Source organism: Neoalteromonas facilis (genome assembly GCF_002807665.1).
GTDB lineage: Bacteria > Pseudomonadota > Gammaproteobacteria > Enterobacterales > Alteromonadaceae > Alteromonas_E > Alteromonas_E facilis.
The window spans coordinates 735,539-751,792 of record NZ_PEAY01000001.1 but is presented as its reverse complement, the minus strand read 5'-3'; the positions used below and the strand labels follow the sequence as shown (position 1 = coordinate 751,792).

Below are 16,254 nucleotides of genomic sequence, written 5' to 3'. Positions count from 1 at the left end.
GACATGAAAAAATTAAAATTATCAATCATTGCAGTAGCAGTAATGGGCCTAAATGGCTGTTTCCTTGAAGGCGATGACGGTGCTCAAGGCGCTACTGGTCCAGCGGGGCAAAATGGTGCGCCAGGACAAGACGGTAGCGCAGGTTTAACCAGCTTAACAGTGCAAACAGCGTTAGAAGTTGGTGACATCAATTGCCCTAACAGTGGTGTACAGTTTGATTCTGGTTTAGACAGCAATGCTAATGGTGAGTTAGACGCTGACGAAATTAGCCAAACAAACTATGTCTGTGCGCCGGGCAATACAACCGTGAATTCAGGTGAGCTACTGACAAGTTTGAATAATGAGTGGTTTGTTGCTGCTCAAAAAGAAATTGAAGAAGCAAAAACCGTATGGCAGGAAGCAACCGGTCAGGGTGCGTCTGCTCAATCGGCAATGACAATTAATGAGTATCAGTTTGATAGTGCAGAGCAAATGGCTGCTTCTCTTGAACAGATCAAAGGTCAAGCCAAGAATGTTATCTTATTTGTTGGCGACGGTATGGGTGTTTCAACGGTTACGGCAGCGCGAATTCTAGACGGTCAAATGAAGGGGATGGCCGGCGAAGAGAATCAACTTAGCTTTGACGATTTCCCGTTTGCAGGTCTAGTTAAAACATACAACGTGGATGCGCAAACACCTGACTCAGCGGGCACTATGACTGCCATGATGAGTGGTGTTAAAACTGACGTTGGCACAATCGGTGTTGATGAAGATATCTCTCGCGGAGATTGCAGTAGCGTTGCAGGCAACGAATTAGTTTCAGCATTAGAAGTTGCAGAAATAGCGGGTTTATCGACAGGCATTATTTCAACTGCGCGTATTACACATGCTACACCGGCTGCAACATACGCGAAGTCAGCTGATCGCAACTGGGAAGATATCTCTGATATGCCAGCGGATGCGGTTAGCGGTGGCTGTGTAGATATTGCTGATCAACTGGTTAACTTCGAAGATTACCTTGAAGCGCGTTACAGCGGATTAGATGTTGATGGTATCGATGTAGTAATGGGCGGTGGACGTCGTCACTTCTTACCAAAAGATCCAGCCTTCAATAGCCCTGATGCAGTAAGCAGTACAGAAGGCGATAGAACGGATGGCCGTGACCTAACCGCTGAATGGCAAGCTAAGTATGCAGATGGCGTTTATGTATACGATCAAACAGGTTTTGATGGTATTGATACCGAGACTACTAGTCGTGTATTCGGTTTGTTTAATGAATCACACATGCAATATGAAGCTGATCGTGCAAACGATATCGCGGGTGAACCTTCAATTGCTGAAATGACCGAAAAGGCGATTAAGGTGCTGGATAACAACCCTAATGGTTTCTTCTTGATGGTTGAATCTGGACGCATTGACCACTCTCATCATGCGGGCAGTGCATACGGTGCATTAACAGATACGATTGCATTATCTGAAGCGGTCGCAATGGCAGACGCATTAACCAATGATGAAGATACGCTGATCATTGTAACGGCTGACCACGGCCACGTATTTACCATTGCGGGCTATCCTAAGCGCGGTAATCCAATCCTAGGCAAAGTCGTTGGTGTTGGTTCTGAAGAGCCAGCCCTAGCAGCTGATGGCATGCCTTACACGACAGTGGGTTACACCAACGGTCTTGGGTTTAGAGACCTAGGCGATGAGACTAATGCAGATGCGTCATATGCAGCAGCGCCTGATACTGGCCGTAAAGATCTGATGGATGTTGATACTCAGTCGACAGGTTTCCACCAAGAGGCGTTAATACCGCTTGGTTCAGAAACTCACTCGGGTGAAGACATTGGTATCTATGCCAAAGGTCCAGGTGCGTTGTTAGTCAATGGAACAAACGAGCAAAGCTTAGTATTCCATGTAATGACTTATGCAAGTGACATGGTAACTAAAGCGGATAACGCGCTAGAGTAACCTTGATAGAAAGTGCCCCGTCGCATATGTGGCGGGGCATATTTGATTTTTGATATTAGAAATATGATGAAAAACCTAATGGTCAGACTTTTTATTTTCGCCTTTATTTGTACGCTCAGTGTTCATGTTAGTGCGCAACAACAGTGCAATGCAGAATTACTCAAAGCTGAGTATAAGATTACTCAGTTAAACAAACATTCGAACGAACCGTCAGAACAAAGCAAGCACCTCGTGCTAGTGCGTATGCCGGGCATGGTTGCCCAGCAACACAGAGAACTTAATATCACTGAAATATGGGAGCACAGTAAGGCAAACAAGATTAAGCCCTACCGTATGTTTGATGCATATCAACGTGCTATTGAGTATCAGCCTGGAGAGAGTGTGCACGGACGTGTAGAGCGTGATTGGTCATACCGAAATCAGCTGATTTCCGACCGTTTGTTATCGCATATGCAGGTGGTGCAAGAGGTGTCTGAAGGATGTGAGCGCGTGCAATATATGCAAGCTCAGCACGGTGATACACAAATCAATATCGAATGGATCCCCGAACAGAAACTGCTGCGCAAACTGGAAAAGACATCGGCCAACTCTGTTGAAACATGGGAGTTGGTGAACCACGCAAATGACCTAGGTGAAATCAAAGCGTTTTTTGATATACGTATGAACTATCACTCGACTGATTTTGCTGACATTGGTGATGACCATACCGATCCATTTTTGCTCAATATGGTTAACCTTGGTTTTATTGAGGCCGGTGCGAGTGGTTTCTATGATGATCGGGGTAACGCAATTGCAGGGCAGCACTCACATACCCATTAATATTGTGCAGAGAGAAGGTGCATACTGACTCTCTGATCCTCTCGTCTCGCGAACGCATATTTTATTCGTCGATTGATCGAAAAAGAGTGCGAATTGGCTAAAATCTGGTATACAGCATCCTTTATTTTGTTTCATTTGTTACGGGCACATTTTAACAAATGATGATGAGTGAGGATCACTGTGTCAGCCATTATCCAATTACGCGACTATCAAGGCGGAGACTCTACCAATGAGGCGCTGTTTGAAGCGATAGCCTGTGATCTTGAGTCCCAAGGATACAGCATTCGCCCCGGCGCTATGCCGGATGATATCGCGCATATGTTGCTTGAGTGTCAGCAATCATTAAATCAATCTGAATATAATGATGCAGGTATTGGTAGGCGAGATGATTACCTCAAAAATGATTTCGTAAGGACTGATGAAATCTGCTGGATAACCGGCGGTTCGGAAGCTGGCAGGCGTTGGCTCGATTGGGCATCAGATTTACAACAGTACCTCAACCGCCGCCTTTTCCTGGGGTTATTTTCGTTTGAAAGCCACTTCGCTCATTATGCGCCGGGACATTACTACAAACGTCATTACGATGCCTTTAGAGGTGAGATGAACCGTGTTTTATCGTTGGTCGCTTACCTTAATCCGGGCTGGGCATTAAACGAGGGCGGGGAACTTGTACTTTACGAGAACGATGAAGACAAAACCGGCACCAAAGTCGTTCCGTTATTTGGTACCGTTGTGGTTTTCCTGAGTGAATCCTTCCCGCATGAAGTATTGCCTGCGTCTCGTGATAGACATTCAATTGCAGGTTGGTATAGGGTTAATACATCGGTTAATAACAAGATTGATCCACCGCGTTAAGTGATGCCGCGCGATCAGGGAGTTCGTCATGTCTGCAGGTAAAATAAGCCCGCTAAAAGTCTTTCGCTTTTTTAGCATCGTGGCGGTTATATTGGGCTTTGCTTATTGGCTAAAAGGGTATTCTTTTAACCTCGCTGTGATCTCCGCTTTAGTGTGGGCAGCAATTTCCACCCTTGTGTTTGTTTTGACTCGCCTCTATTGGAGTGCGAGAGGTCAGTCATGCAGTACTTGTGAAAAGATACTGCATGAGGATGATAAAGCCGCAGACTAAGCGGGTAGGTGTTGAATGGCTTTTTCTAGCGCTACCGTACGGTCGTTAGTGAAGGCGTCATCATCAAGTAAGTCTTCTAATCCAATGCGCTTAAGCTTTTCTTCCGCTTTGCGTGTTTTCATCACAACAAACACCGCTTTGTTAAGCTCTTTCGCTTCTTTGACCACGTTCTCAATGGATAAGCTGATAGTATCATCCAGCATCGACACATCACTTAAGTCAATAATAATCACGTCGTGATCAGGAATACTTGCACGCTCGCGAGCGAGAGCTTTAGACACGCCGAAAATCATTGCGCCGCTGAGGTAAAAGAACAGGATCCGACCTTCGCCCATATTCAGTAGGCGTTTTTGCTCACGTGTTAACGGGAGTTTGTCATCCATATCGCTTATTGCACGGATATTCTTTGATTGGCTTGCGCTGAGTTTTTCAATGGTAATGACATTGGCGATAAATACGCCGATCCCGACGGCGATAATCAGATCCACGAATATTGTCAGTAGCATCACTGCGTACATGATCAAAGTTGAATGGAAAGACACGCGGTGTGCACGTTTTATAAAGCTCCAATCAAGGATATCGACACCGACTTTGACCGCTATGCCGGCCAATACGGCTAGAGGAATATTGCCTATTAATGACGCGGCGCCAAATACCGCGACGACCAATACGGCAACACGGGTAACGCCGGATAACGGGGATTGTGCGCCACTTTGTATATTGACTACCGTCCCCATGGTTGCCCCCGCACCGGGTAAGCCACCAAAAAGACCGGACATAATATTACCAATGCCTTGACCAACGAGCTCTTTATCGGATTTATGTTCAGTACGGGTTAAGTTGTCGGCAATAACCGAGGTCAACATCGAATCGATACAACCCAACATCCCCAATACCATGGCGTCTACCAACATGGTTTGGAATTGTTCTAAGGTAAATGTTGGGAATATCAAGGAGGGGATCGATGCGTTTATTTCGCCAATACGCTGGATGTCATTGTAGTTAAAGAAGATGACCGAAATTAATGAAACGATGACCAGTGCATACAGTTGCGGGGGGACGAATTTACGCCATTTTTGCGGCGTGTAAAATAAAATAGCGAGCGTTAACAATGCAAGTGCTAATTCGCCCCAGTGAATATTAGCCAGCAATGACGGGAGGTTGGTCAATGTACCGTTCACGCCTCCAGCAGGGGCTGATTGCCCAATTAAGGGGGCAAACTGAATGATGATGAGGATGAAGCCTATCCCTGACATAAAGCCGGAAATCACGCTATAAGGCATCAGCGTGATGTATTTCCCTAACTTTAACAATCCAAATGCGATTTGAAACATACCCGCCATCATGACGACAGTAAATGCCATGGCGAGTCCGTTATCTGGGTTGTCCGCAATTAGGGTTGTCACAACGGCTGCCATAACCACTGTCATGGGGCCTGTAGGCTCTGAGATGAGAGTAGGCGTGCCGCCGAACAAGGCCGCGAAAAGCCCTACTAAGATAGCACCATAAAGCCCTGCCTCAGCACCGGCGCCAGACGCCACCCCGAATGTTAGCGCTAGTGGCAGCGAGACAATGGCTGCAGTAACGCCACCTAATACATCGCCGCGTAGATTTCGAGTATGTAGTTGGTTCAAAAAACTCATCGAATACGTTGCCTGATTTTAGAATTTGGCAATTATAAAACGCAATAAATATAAATCAATTTAAAATTAAAGGTTATTTATATTTATAAAATTAAATGCATTTGTGTACGTTAGTCATGTTTAACAACTTCACCGTTTTTCATCACAAACTGAACATTCTCTAACAAGCTGATATCGGATAAGGGATCGCCCTTAACGGCTACAATATCGGCGAACTTGTCTTTGCTTACACTACCCATAACCGTTTGCTGTTTGAGCAGTGTGGCGGAATTAATCGTAGCAGCCTGAATCGCTTGCATTGGGGTCATGCCAAACTCAACCATGCGTTTGAACTGACGGCCATTGTCACCGTGGGGGTATACTCCCGCATCAGAACCAAACACCATTTTTACGCCGGCGTTGACCGCTTTATTAAAATTGTCGCGTTGACGTTTTCCGACGATACGCTCTTTGGCTAAGCTTTCTTCCAAAATACCGGCTTTGGCTCCTTCACCGAGAATGTATTCGGTGACATAAATATCCATAGAGAAGTAAGTACCGTGCTGTTTTGCCAACGTAATGGCTTCATCGTCTAGTAGGCTGACATGCTCTACTGAGTCAACACCGGCTTTGATTGCTGTTTTAATGCCGTCTGTGCCGTGAGCGTGTGTCGCCACGGTTAATCCGCGCATATGTGCTTCATCAATTAATGCTTTCATTTCTTCAAAGCTATATTGTTGAACCCCAACTTTAGTGCCTTTGGATAGCACACCACCGGTTGCACAAAACTTGATGACGTTGGCACCGTACTTGATGTTTTCTCTGACTTTTTCGCGCACAGCCCATGGGCCATCGGCAACGCCTTCACTTTTAACTTCGTATTCTGCTGGCAATAAATTGTTGTCACAATGACCACCGGTGACGCCAATAGACGGGCCTGCAACAAACATGCGTGGACCGATTACATCTCCGGCCATTATTGCATCGCGAAGGGCGATATCCGCATAGCCGGGAGCCCCGACATTACGCACCGTGGTGAAGCCTGCGAGTAATGTTTGCTTGGCATGCTTCACACCCGTAATCGCAGCGCGTGGCGTAGACACGGCGAGCCCTCTGTATCCGTGCATTGTCGCGTCACTGGTAAGGTGAACGTGCATGTCCATAAAGCCGGGTAACAGGGTATGGCCGCTCAAATCAATAACATCTGATCCGTCAGGTACTTGGTCACGCGTGTGGTTCAACACTTCAACGACTTTATCGTTTTTTACAATGACGAGTGGGTGCTTAATTGTTTTCCCATTTTCAACATCGACGAGTGCATCAGCTTTAATCGCTAATTGTGCGTGGGCTAGGCTAGAAATAAGAGTAAGAATAACGGCGCAGAACAATGCTTTCATGAAGGCTGAACCTATTAAAATGCCAAAACAAGCACTCAGTATAACAGTCAGCGTCGCCGCAACAATGTAAAATCAGCGCTTAACTGGTACGACGATCACGCCAAATCGCTATACCCGCAAACGCAATAAACACTAACCACGCGAGTGCGTCACCGAATATACGGTAAGGTGTGCTTCCAGATACGAGTTGTACTTGATGGCGCAACGACGCCAATTCAAATTGGGGCAGGGCGGCTTCTATTTCACCTTTGTGATTGATGTAGCCACTAATACCATTATTGGTCGAACGAATGACGGGCAAACCAAGCTCTTTGGCCCTTACCTGCGCGATTTGCATATGTTGAGCTGGGCCATGTGAGCGTCCAAACCATGCGTCGTTGCTAACGGTAAGGATCACATCGGTTTGAGCGTAAATGTTTGCTCGTACTTGACGAGGAAACGCTATCTCAAAGCAAATCGCCGGTGCGATATGGATCCCATTGGCGACTAAATTACGCTGTTGGAAATCGCCACGAGTAAAACTCGACATGGGCAAGTCAAAAATAGGAGCAAGGGTTCTTAGTACTGACTCAAAGGGGACAAACTCTCCGATGGGCAACAAATGGTGTTTGGCGAAGCGATTATTGTGGAAATAGCGGTAGTGCCTTTGGGTATCCTCTTTTTCCCTTTTGCCAACGGCAATAAGATTATTATACACATCGCCCGTTTCGTAATTGTAATTCACAATACCGGTGACTAACGCAGTATCATGTTGCGCGGTTAACTCATCCAATTCATGAATGTAGTCTTGTGCGAGTGATTCCAATTTTGGAATAGCGGCTTCAGGCCAAATAATGAGTTCGGCATCGAGCAATGGTAACGTTGCATCAAAGTAGGTGCGCATTGTCGGCATATCTTGCTCCGGCACCCAACGTAATTCTTGTTTTATATTGCCTTGCACCATGGCGGTGTTGACAGACTGATTCCGCGGTGTAACCCATTCAACGTCATTTAATATTGCGCCAGTCACAAATGGTAGCGCTGTAATGAGTACCATACTTAGCCAGCGCTTGTGCAATAAAAACCAAGCAAAGGATACGCTCATCAATATAAGTAATGCACTGAGGCCTGTTTCGCCTATGACGGGTAGCCAGCCAGCTAGCGGGGAGCTCAATTGGCTGTAACCAAGTGATAACCACGGGAAACCGGTTAGCATCCAACTGCGTAGCCATTCCACGAATAACCATACTAGGGGCAACATCAGCGGAATATTGTCAGCACTTGTTTTTTGGCAAATTTTCATCGCAAGTGCGGGATACAGCGCAAGATAAGCGCAGAGTAAAACCATTAGTCCAACGGAGCCAATCAGTGGCAAGCCGCCAAAATCGGCGATACTTACATGAACCCAACTAATGCCAGCGCCGAACCAGGCGAATCCAAACCACGCCATAAGCCAGGTTTTACTGTACTGAGTTTGGCGTAATATTGTGTAGAAAGTGATTGTGAGCGCGAGGGGAGTAACCCACCAATAATTAAAAGGTGCATACGCTAGGGTTAGCGATGCACCAGATAAAATTACGATAAGGTAAATAAACAACTTTTGCAGGGCTAGTCTTCCGTGTCGGTGCTGTTGACTCCGTCTTCTTCTAGCAAGACTTTAAGTTGCTGTAATCGACGTTTGTCAGATTGAGTGACTTTAAATAGTAACTTACCAACCGTGATTTCTTCACCGGTTTCGGGCATGTGACCAAACGCTTTGAGCACGATACCACCAATCGTGTCAGCTTCTTCTTCATTAAACGACGTTTCAAAGAAACGATTAAATTCATCTAATGGGGTCAATGCTTTCACTGAATAGGTGCTTTTGTTGAGCGGGCGAATATCATCCGTACCGTCCTCTTCAACATCAAACTCGTCTTCGATTTCTCCGACGATCAATTCGAGGATGTCTTCAATCGTAACTAAGCCAGAAACACCGCCGTATTCATCGACTACGATAGCCATATGATAGCGTTGTTGGCGAAACTCTTTGAGCAATACATCAACACGCTTACTTTCTGGGACAATGACCGCCGGGCGCAATACGTCTTTAAGCTCAAACTCTTTACCTGGGATAAAGGCGTAGGCTAGTAGGTCTTTTGCCAACAAAATGCCTTCGATATGATCTTTGTCTTCACTAATAACAGGAAAGCGTGAGTGAGCGGAGTCAAGCATCAAGGGCAGAAACTCTTCTACCGATTGATTGATGTCGATGGTGATCATTTGCGCGCGAGGTATCATGATTTCACGTACACGCATATCGTGTACACCAATGACACCTTCGATCATTTCGCGTGTTTGAGGGTCTATGACCTCTCGGGCTTCTGCTTCAGAAATGACTTCTTTTAAGTCTTCCTTGCTTTTCGGTTCTCCGGCGAAAGGTTGGAGTATTTTATCAAACCAACCTTTTGAAGAACCGCTGGTAGAGTGCGGGTTATCGTCGCTCATATTTTAACGTACTTTGTTAATAATGCCGTTGTCGGCTGTTAATAGTTAATGATCTTGGTAGGGATCGTCAATCCCTAATTTTGCAAGCAAACGTGTTTCGAGTGATTCCATCTCTTCTGCTTGCTCTGGATCAATATGGTCAAAACCTAACAAATGCAATACACCGTGTATCGTCATATGTGCATAATGATGGTTGAGATCTTTCTCTTGTTGAATGGCTTCCTGCTCTACAACTGCCGGACATATTACGAGATCACCCAAATAGTCCATTTCGATTTCAGGCGGGCATTCAAATGGAAAAGACAGCACATTGGTAGCTGCGTCTTTTCCTCTGAATTGAAAATTAAGTTGCTGTGATTCCTCTGGGTTCACTAGACGCACGGTGACTTCACCAGCGTCAAGCTGATTCGCGCTAAGAGCACTTTCAACCCATTGTTCAAACGCTTCAATGCTTGGCGTGTCTTGTTCACACGCGACCTGCAGGTCTACGCTAATGCTCACGATTCAGAGTTCTTCAGACGCGCTTGCTCTGCGTCGTACTCTTCATAAGCGCCAACAATACGCGCCACCACAGGGTGTCGCACTACATCATTGGCGTTGAAGAAGTTGAATGATAGTTCTTTGACGTCTTTGAGGACGTCAATCGCATGTCTAAGTCCGGAGCGAGCATTACGGGGCAGATCAATTTGCGTAATATCGCCTGTAATCACGGCTTTGCTATTAAAACCAATACGCGTTAGGAACATCTTCATCTGTTCCACAGTGGTGTTTTGACTTTCATCAAGAATAATAAACGCATCATTCAATGTACGCCCGCGCATGTAGGCAAGCGGTGCAACTTCAATGACATTGCGCTCAATCAGTTTCTCAACCTTTTCAAAACCCAGCATTTCAAATAATGCGTCGTATAAAGGACGCAAGTATGGATCGACTTTTTGTGATAAGTCGCCAGGTAAGAAACCTAATTTCTCGCCAGCTTCGACTGCGGGGCGAGTCAATAAAATACGACGAATTTCTTGGCGCTCTAATGCGTCCACAGCACATGCAACGGCTAGATAAGTTTTACCAGTACCCGCAGGGCCGATACCAAATGAAATGTCATGATTAACAATATTCGCGACGTACTGTGACTGGTTTGGATTGCGCGGTTTAATTACGCCACGCTTAGTTTTAACGTGAACTTCTTTACCGTATTCACCGGCTTCGGCACGTTCTAAACATTTAACTTCCTGGATTGCCAAATGCACTTTTTCGGCTTCAAGTTCCGGAATGCGACCTTTAATGGGCTGTGTTTCAATATACAACAACTTTAACAATTCACCCGCACCACCGGCGCGCATAGGCTCGCCAATAACCTTAAATTGATTATTGCGGTAGGTGATTTCAACGCCAAGTCGGCGTTCAATCTGCTTAATATTATCGTCAAACGGACCACAAAGACTGGATAAGCGCTTTTGGTCTTCTGGTTCTAATACAATTTCGTTGCTAGTTATATTATTCACAATTCCTCGGTCTACGCAGGTTGATATTGACTGACACCTAATGCATCAGGTGCAGTCGTCGATTCTTTATTCATGATGCTTTGCGGACTTACGGCTACACGAAGCCCCATGTCACATTCACGGCGCACCACATCACCGCGCAATGAGTTGGCAAATACGTCAGTGATGTTGATATCGACAAATTGACCAATCATATCGGGCGTGCCTTCGAAATTAACCACACGATTGTTTTCGGTGCGGCCTGAGAGTTCCATTGGATTCTTCTTCGATGGGCCTTCAACTAATACGCGCTGTTCCGTGCCGACCATATTTCTGGCAATGCGCAATGCTTGTTGGTTAATGCGTTGCTGTAATACATATAGACGCTGCTTTTTAGTATCTTCACTGACATCATCCACTGCATCTGCTGCAGGCGTTCCCGGACGCGCGCTATAGACGAAACTAAAACTCAGGTCGTAATCAATCGCTTGGATCAAATCCATAGTCGCTTCAAAATCAGCGTCGGTTTCACCAGGGAATCCAACGATAAAATCAGAAGACATACTGATATTCGGGCGGATCTTACGTAATTTGCGAATTTTGGATTTGTACTCGATCGCTGTGTGACCACGTTTCATAAGGTTCAAGATGCGATCCGAACCGCTTTGAACCGGCAAGTGCAAGTGATCAACCAACTCAGGGATGGTTTCATACGCGGCGATAATATCGTCCGTAAATTCCACAGGATGCGAAGTGGTGTAGCGGATGCGATCGATACCGTCGATGGACGCGACTAATTCAAGCAGTTCGGCAAAACGACATATAGAACCATCGTGCTGCTCACCGCGATAGCCGTTGACGTTTTGACCTAACAAATTAACTTCGCGCACACCTTGTTCTGCTAACTGAGCGACTTCTAACAAGACATCATCTACAGGACGGCTGACTTCCTCACCGCGTGTGTATGGCACAACACAGAATGTGCAATACTTAGAACAGCCTTCCATTATCGATACAAACGCCGTTGGACCTTCGGCTTTTGGCTCGGGCAAACGGTCGAATTTTTCAATTTCAGGGAAGCTCACGTCAACCACAGCCTTTTCACCGGCTTTAATTTGTTCGATCATCTCTGGCAATCGATGCAGTGTTTGTGGCCCGAAAACAAGATCCACATAGGGTGCACGTTGACGAATGGCATCACCTTCTTGTGACGCTACGCAACCGCCGACACCAATAATGAGGTCAGGTTTGCTTTGCTTAAGCGTTTTCCAGCGACCTAGTTGATGAAACACTTTTTCCTGAGCTTTTTCTCGGATTGAACAGGTATTTAGCAGGATAACGTCAGCATCTTCCGGTTCTTCCGCAACGGAAAAACCGTGAGTACTGTCGAGTAGATCGGCCATCTTTTCCGAATCGTACTCATTCATCTGGCAACCCCAGGTTTTGATAAACAGCTTTTTGCTCATGTGGTTTAACAGCTCAACTTTATTCAGTAATTTATTTGCATTTCCAATGGCTTATATCAGTATGCGAATATTGCGGCGATATTGACCAAATGCAATTCAAAATAGCCGGCCATTATACCCTTAAAACGCTATATCTGCCAAGCGATTCACAACAGCCAGCGGCGACGGATCGTGATGTTGGCAGCCCATATGATAAGTACTGAGCCGGTCAGAAGTGAGAGTGTGATAGGTTCGTTCCAGCCTATTGCACCAATGACAGCGGCAAATATAAGGCTGGTGTAGGACAATAGGCCAATTTTGACAGGCGAGGCCAATGCAAATGCTTTGGTCATCAACAATTGCCCCACGGCTGCGAGTATCCCCATCATGACAAGTCCTGGAATAACGCTTATCAGCAATGGCTGCCAAAACAACAACATGGGCACACACGAAATCAATGTTGCGATACCGGTGAAGTAAAACACTATACGCAATGAGGGCTCGCTGTCCGTTAGTTTGCGTATGGCACACTTAGTGGTTGCCACCAGTGATGCACATCCAAGCGCTATCAATATGGCGAGGGTGGGGTACTGACTGTTGCTATCAGGCTTCGTCATCAGAATAAAAATCACGCCGACAAATCCGATGCACATGGCGATAAGCGTTTTTCTATCGATATGTTCATGTAACCAAAACCGCGCGATGATTGGCACGATGAAAGGGGCAAGTAGTAATGCCATCATTGCTTGCGCCAGCGTTAACGCAGTGAGGACGTAAAAGAAACCGTACATAGCGAGCATGCCACAGCAAGCCCTGAAAACATGCAGGCTTAGACGCTGTGTTTTAACGCTTTGCCATGCTTGGTTCATTCCTCTTTTAAACAACAAAGGTAATAGCACAACCATTGCGCTGGCATTGCGAAAAAAGACCAGTTGCGTTTGGTTCATGTCTTCACTCAGCAATTTAACCAACGCGCCGACAAAGGCAAAGCAAAGCTCTGCAGCAATCAGACAAATAGCGCCCAGTAATAAAGTGTTAGTACGTTGTGTTGATAGTTTCATCGCTGCTACATGAGGAATTCATGCCTAGTCATAGGCAGGCGTGCTGTTTTACTTCATAATGCATATTACTACAAATCAGTCACGAGATTATGTTGGATTTCATTGTTATTGGCGGTGGTATGGTGGGTTCAGCCATTGCATTGGGCCTAGCGCAACAAGGCAAGCGTGGGCTTATTATCGAACGCCACTTACCAAAACCCTTTTCAACAGAGCAACTACCGGATATTCGGATGTCGGCTCTGAGCTTGGGGTCGGTCTCATTGTTAACGTCATTAGGGGCGTGGCAGCATATTGAATCGATGCGCTATCAACCCTACTCACGTCTGAGTGTATGTGAAGGTGTTACGTCTGATGTAACTCATTTTGATGCGTCGTCTATCGATCAAACCTGGTTAGGTTACTTTGTTGAAAACAGAGTCACGCAGTTGGCCTTACACAAAGCACTGAAAGACTATGACAGTGTGGAGTGGAAGACTGAGGTTGATGTTGAGCAAATTGATCCTGAACAGGGGGACATTCACCTTAGTGATGGAAGCCGTATACAAGCAGAATTAATTATTGGTGCCGATGGCGCACAATCACGTGTTCGGCAACTTGCCAAAATTGGTCAAACCGGTTGGCAATATGGACAGCAAGCGATGGGGATTATCGTGAAGACACCATTCCCATCCACTCATGAAACCTGGCAACGGTTTAGACCACAGGGACCAATCGCCTACTTACCCATGCATGACCAATACGCAGCGCTCATTTGGTACGATCAAGCAGACAGCATTTCACATTTAATGTCGCTCGATGAGCCTCAACTTAAAGAGGCTCTCGTTTCAGCATACGGCGCTGCATATCTAGGACTTGAGATAATTAACAAAGCGCGTTTTCCTCTCGCCCGTGCGCATGCGAATCAATACGTTAAAGGAAAAGTCGTGCTTGCTGGCGACGCAGCCCACACCATCAACCCATTAGCGGGGCAGGGCGTGAATATCGGTTTTAAAGATGTCGAGCAATTGTTGGCTGCGCTTGAAGGCCAATCCATGCCGTCGGCAGATCAACTTCGCCAGCGGTATGAGCGGCCGCGTCGACGTGCAAACGCGTTAATGATGAGCACGATGGACGCGTTTTATCTTGGTTTTAGCAATGATATATTGCCCCTCAAATTGGCGCGCAATGCACTTTTGAAAGTTGTTGATAATGCGGGCTTAATGAAACAACACATTTTAAAATATGCGGTAGGCTTATAAATGGAATTGTTGATTATATTGGCAGTGTTGTTTGCTGCTTTGTTTATTATTGTCCCTCTGATTGAGCGTTCAAAGGTACGTATCAGTGATGAAGAAACGAGCAAAATATCACGCTGGATATTACCTTTAATTGTGATTTTGCTCGTTGTTCAAGTATTTATGTTTATGGGTGATTAAGAAGCGCTAGAGGAATTTTCTTTAGCACTCCACACGCCATCTTCGTTTTCGCCTTGGATATAACAGTCGCCTTCGGTGTACTCGGGTAACTCGCCGCGATCCCGTTTAGTGAAATAATCTCGACTAATCGATACGATGGTTGGCGTCATCCACACAATAGCAATGATGTTTATTACGGTCATAAGGCCTAAGGCCATATCGGCCATAGCCCACACTTGCGGAAGTGCGGCCATAGAGCCCCATAAGATCATCATTAAATAGCCTAACGTATATAGTGCTCGGCCAATCTTATTATCAAGCCTAAACATATGAAGATTACTTTCTCCATATGCGTAGTTGGCGACTACAGAAGTAAACGCAAACAGACTGATGGCAGCCGCCACAAAGTCCTCGCCACCGTTGCCCAAATGGGAAGCCATGGCGGTTTGAGTTAAACGAATACCTTCCATTTGTTCACCAGATGATCCGCCTGCAAGCAATATGATGAACGCCGTACAGGTACACAAGATCATGGTGTCTATAAACACCCCAAGCATTTGAACATAACCCTGCGATACAGGATGGTTTGGGTAAGGTGACGCACTGGCTGCGGCATGAGGTACACTGCCTGAACCGGCCTCGTTAGAATATAAACCGCGCTGAATGCCATTTTTAACAGCGGCGGCAAACGCACCCGCAGCAGCTTCTGTTAAGCCAAATGCACTTAACACGATGTCACTGATCACGCTGGGTAATAAATCAATGTTGATGGCAGTGACATAAATTGCTACTGAAACGTAACCCACCGCCATAAATGGCACAATCCATTCCGCAAATCTTGCAATGGCGCGTAATCCACCTATTACAATTAAACCCGCAACTAAAATGATAACGAAGCCAGAATGCAACGTGGGGATGTCATAAGCGTTATTCAGTGCATCTGTTATAGTATTTGCTTGAACGGCACTGAAGATAAAGCCGTAACCTAAAAACAAACACAGTGAAAACAGTACTGCTAGCCATTTTTGCTTAATACCTTGGCGAATGTAGTAGGCTGGGCCACCGCGGTACTCTCCATTAGCATCACGCACTTTATACAACTGACCCAACACGCTTTCGGCAAAACCGGTTGCCATACCAAGCAGTGCAATCACCCACATCCAGAAAATAGCACCGGGCCCACCTAAGGATATTGCTACGGCTACGCCTGCAAGGTTTCCGGTACCAACACGGGCACTTAAACTGGTGCATAAAGCACCAAATGAGCTAATACCAGACTTATCGCCGCGCGTGCTGCCGCGCATGATAGAGAACATATGGACGAAATGGCGTAACTGAACGGCGCCTAATTTCCAAGTGAACCAAATACCACAGCCAAGGAGCATGTAAATCAGCACCTGACCTTCACCCCAAAGTACGTTATTTATCGCGGCGACAATGTCATTGATCAAAATAAATCCTTGTTATTCTTATTAGAAAACAAAAGTCTGCCGTTG

The 16,254-nt window shown here is 45.9% G+C and carries 15 protein-coding genes; 6 read left to right on the top strand and 9 right to left on the bottom strand.

All coding sequences use genetic code 11. From position 1 onward, the window contains the following. Positions 1–3: 3 nt before the first annotated feature. The 4 genes from CSH93_RS03425 to CSH93_RS03410 all read left to right on the top strand — a co-directional run bounded on the left by CSH93_RS03425 (position 4) and on the right by CSH93_RS03410 (position 3,892). On the top strand, positions 4–1,947 hold the full coding sequence (locus CSH93_RS03425; protein ID WP_100641803.1) for an alkaline phosphatase: 1,944 nt from the start codon (positions 4–6) through the stop codon (positions 1,945–1,947). Between the two features lie 78 nt (positions 1,948–2,025). Beyond that, entirely contained in the window at positions 2,026–2,766 is a 741-nt protein-coding gene (locus CSH93_RS03420) for a hypothetical protein (RefSeq protein WP_124748927.1), read from the top strand. Positions 2,767–2,946: 180 nt separating this feature from the next. After that, positions 2,947–3,621: a 2OG-Fe(II) oxygenase gene (locus CSH93_RS03415; protein WP_240615473.1), complete on the top strand. Its 675-nt coding sequence runs from the start codon at positions 2,947–2,949 to the stop codon at positions 3,619–3,621. Between the two features lie 28 nt (positions 3,622–3,649). Then, complete coding sequence (locus tag CSH93_RS03410) at positions 3,650–3,892, top strand: hypothetical protein (RefSeq protein WP_100641801.1); 243 nt, start codon at positions 3,650–3,652, stop codon at positions 3,890–3,892. Here the strand turns inward: CSH93_RS03410 and CSH93_RS03405 are convergent. From CSH93_RS03405 to CSH93_RS03370, 8 genes are all read right to left on the bottom strand, one after another. Then, positions 3,889–5,535, bottom strand: coding sequence for a SulP family inorganic anion transporter (locus CSH93_RS03405; RefSeq protein WP_100641800.1), 1,647 nt, complete (start codon positions 5,533–5,535; stop codon positions 3,889–3,891). The two genes, CSH93_RS03410 and CSH93_RS03405, sit on opposite strands and share 4 nt — an antisense overlap. Positions 5,536–5,645: 110 nt before the next feature. Continuing rightward, positions 5,646–6,911, bottom strand: a complete 1,266-nt coding sequence (locus CSH93_RS03400; RefSeq protein ID WP_100641799.1) for a Xaa-Pro dipeptidase — start codon at positions 6,909–6,911, stop codon at positions 5,646–5,648. A gap of 79 nt (positions 6,912–6,990) precedes the next feature. Beyond that, entirely contained in the window at positions 6,991–8,496 is a 1,506-nt protein-coding gene (gene lnt / locus CSH93_RS03395) for an apolipoprotein N-acyltransferase (protein ID WP_100641798.1), read from the bottom strand. A gap of 2 nt (positions 8,497–8,498) precedes the next feature. Further along, a complete protein-coding gene (gene corC / locus CSH93_RS03390; protein ID WP_100641797.1) occupies positions 8,499–9,377 on the bottom strand; it encodes a CNNM family magnesium/cobalt transport protein CorC in 879 nt (292 codons plus the stop codon). Positions 9,378–9,422: 45 nt separating this feature from the next. Next, positions 9,423–9,878 carry an rRNA maturation RNase YbeY gene (ybeY, locus tag CSH93_RS03385; RefSeq protein WP_100641796.1) on the bottom strand — a complete coding sequence of 152 codons (456 nt, stop codon included), beginning with the start codon at positions 9,876–9,878 and terminating at the stop codon, positions 9,423–9,425. Next, positions 9,875–10,879: a PhoH family protein gene (locus CSH93_RS03380; protein ID WP_100641795.1), complete on the bottom strand. Its 1,005-nt coding sequence runs from the start codon at positions 10,877–10,879 to the stop codon at positions 9,875–9,877. The genes ybeY and CSH93_RS03380 overlap by 4 nt, the downstream gene beginning before the upstream one ends. 11 nt (positions 10,880–10,890) lie before the next feature. Then, positions 10,891–12,324: a tRNA (N6-isopentenyl adenosine(37)-C2)-methylthiotransferase MiaB gene (gene miaB / locus CSH93_RS03375; RefSeq protein ID WP_100641794.1), complete on the bottom strand. Its 1,434-nt coding sequence runs from the start codon at positions 12,322–12,324 to the stop codon at positions 10,891–10,893. Between the two features lie 146 nt (positions 12,325–12,470). After that, the gene (locus CSH93_RS03370; protein WP_100641793.1) at positions 12,471–13,364 is read right to left on the bottom strand and encodes a DMT family transporter; all 894 of its coding nucleotides are present in this window, start codon (positions 13,362–13,364) and stop codon (positions 12,471–12,473) included. An 89-nt stretch (positions 13,365–13,453) separates the two neighbouring features. On the opposite strand from CSH93_RS03370, the gene CSH93_RS03365 reads away from it, so the two are divergent. Further along, positions 13,454–14,602: an FAD-dependent monooxygenase gene (locus CSH93_RS03365; RefSeq protein ID WP_100641792.1), complete on the top strand. Its 1,149-nt coding sequence runs from the start codon at positions 13,454–13,456 to the stop codon at positions 14,600–14,602. Beyond that, on the top strand, positions 14,603–14,779 hold the full coding sequence (locus tag CSH93_RS17890; protein WP_164078282.1) for a hypothetical protein: 177 nt from the start codon (positions 14,603–14,605) through the stop codon (positions 14,777–14,779). Here the strand turns inward: CSH93_RS17890 and CSH93_RS03360 are convergent. Then, a complete protein-coding gene (locus CSH93_RS03360) occupies positions 14,776–16,209 on the bottom strand; it encodes an alanine/glycine:cation symporter family protein (RefSeq protein ID WP_100641791.1) in 1,434 nt (477 codons plus the stop codon). The genes CSH93_RS17890 and CSH93_RS03360 overlap by 4 nt on opposite strands. Positions 16,210–16,254: the final 45 nt, after the last annotated feature.

Bases quoted from the DNA above. Each gene is read 5' to 3' on its own strand.
- CSH93_RS03425 (WP_100641803.1), top strand. From the start codon at position 4: ATGAAAAAATTAAAATTATCAATCATTGCAGTAGCAGTAATGGGCCTA.
- CSH93_RS03420 (WP_124748927.1), top strand. From the start codon at position 2,026: ATGGTCAGACTTTTTATTTTCGCCTTTATTTGTACGCTCAGTGTTCAT.
- CSH93_RS03410 (WP_100641801.1), top strand. From the start codon at position 3,650: ATGTCTGCAGGTAAAATAAGCCCGCTAAAAGTCTTTCGCTTTTTTAGC.
- CSH93_RS03405 (WP_100641800.1), bottom strand. From the start codon at position 5,535: ATGAGTTTTTTGAACCAACTACATACTCGAAATCTACGCGGCGATGTA.
- CSH93_RS03400 (WP_100641799.1), bottom strand. From the start codon at position 6,911: ATGAAAGCATTGTTCTGCGCCGTTATTCTTACTCTTATTTCTAGCCTA.
- corC (WP_100641797.1), bottom strand. From the start codon at position 9,377: ATGAGCGACGATAACCCGCACTCTACCAGCGGTTCTTCAAAAGGTTGG.
- miaB (WP_100641794.1), bottom strand. From the start codon at position 12,324: ATGAGCAAAAAGCTGTTTATCAAAACCTGGGGTTGCCAGATGAATGAG.
- CSH93_RS03370 (WP_100641793.1), bottom strand. From the start codon at position 13,364: ATGAAACTATCAACACAACGTACTAACACTTTATTACTGGGCGCTATT.
- CSH93_RS03365 (WP_100641792.1), top strand. From the start codon at position 13,454: ATGTTGGATTTCATTGTTATTGGCGGTGGTATGGTGGGTTCAGCCATT.
- CSH93_RS17890 (WP_164078282.1), top strand. From the start codon at position 14,603: ATGGAATTGTTGATTATATTGGCAGTGTTGTTTGCTGCTTTGTTTATT.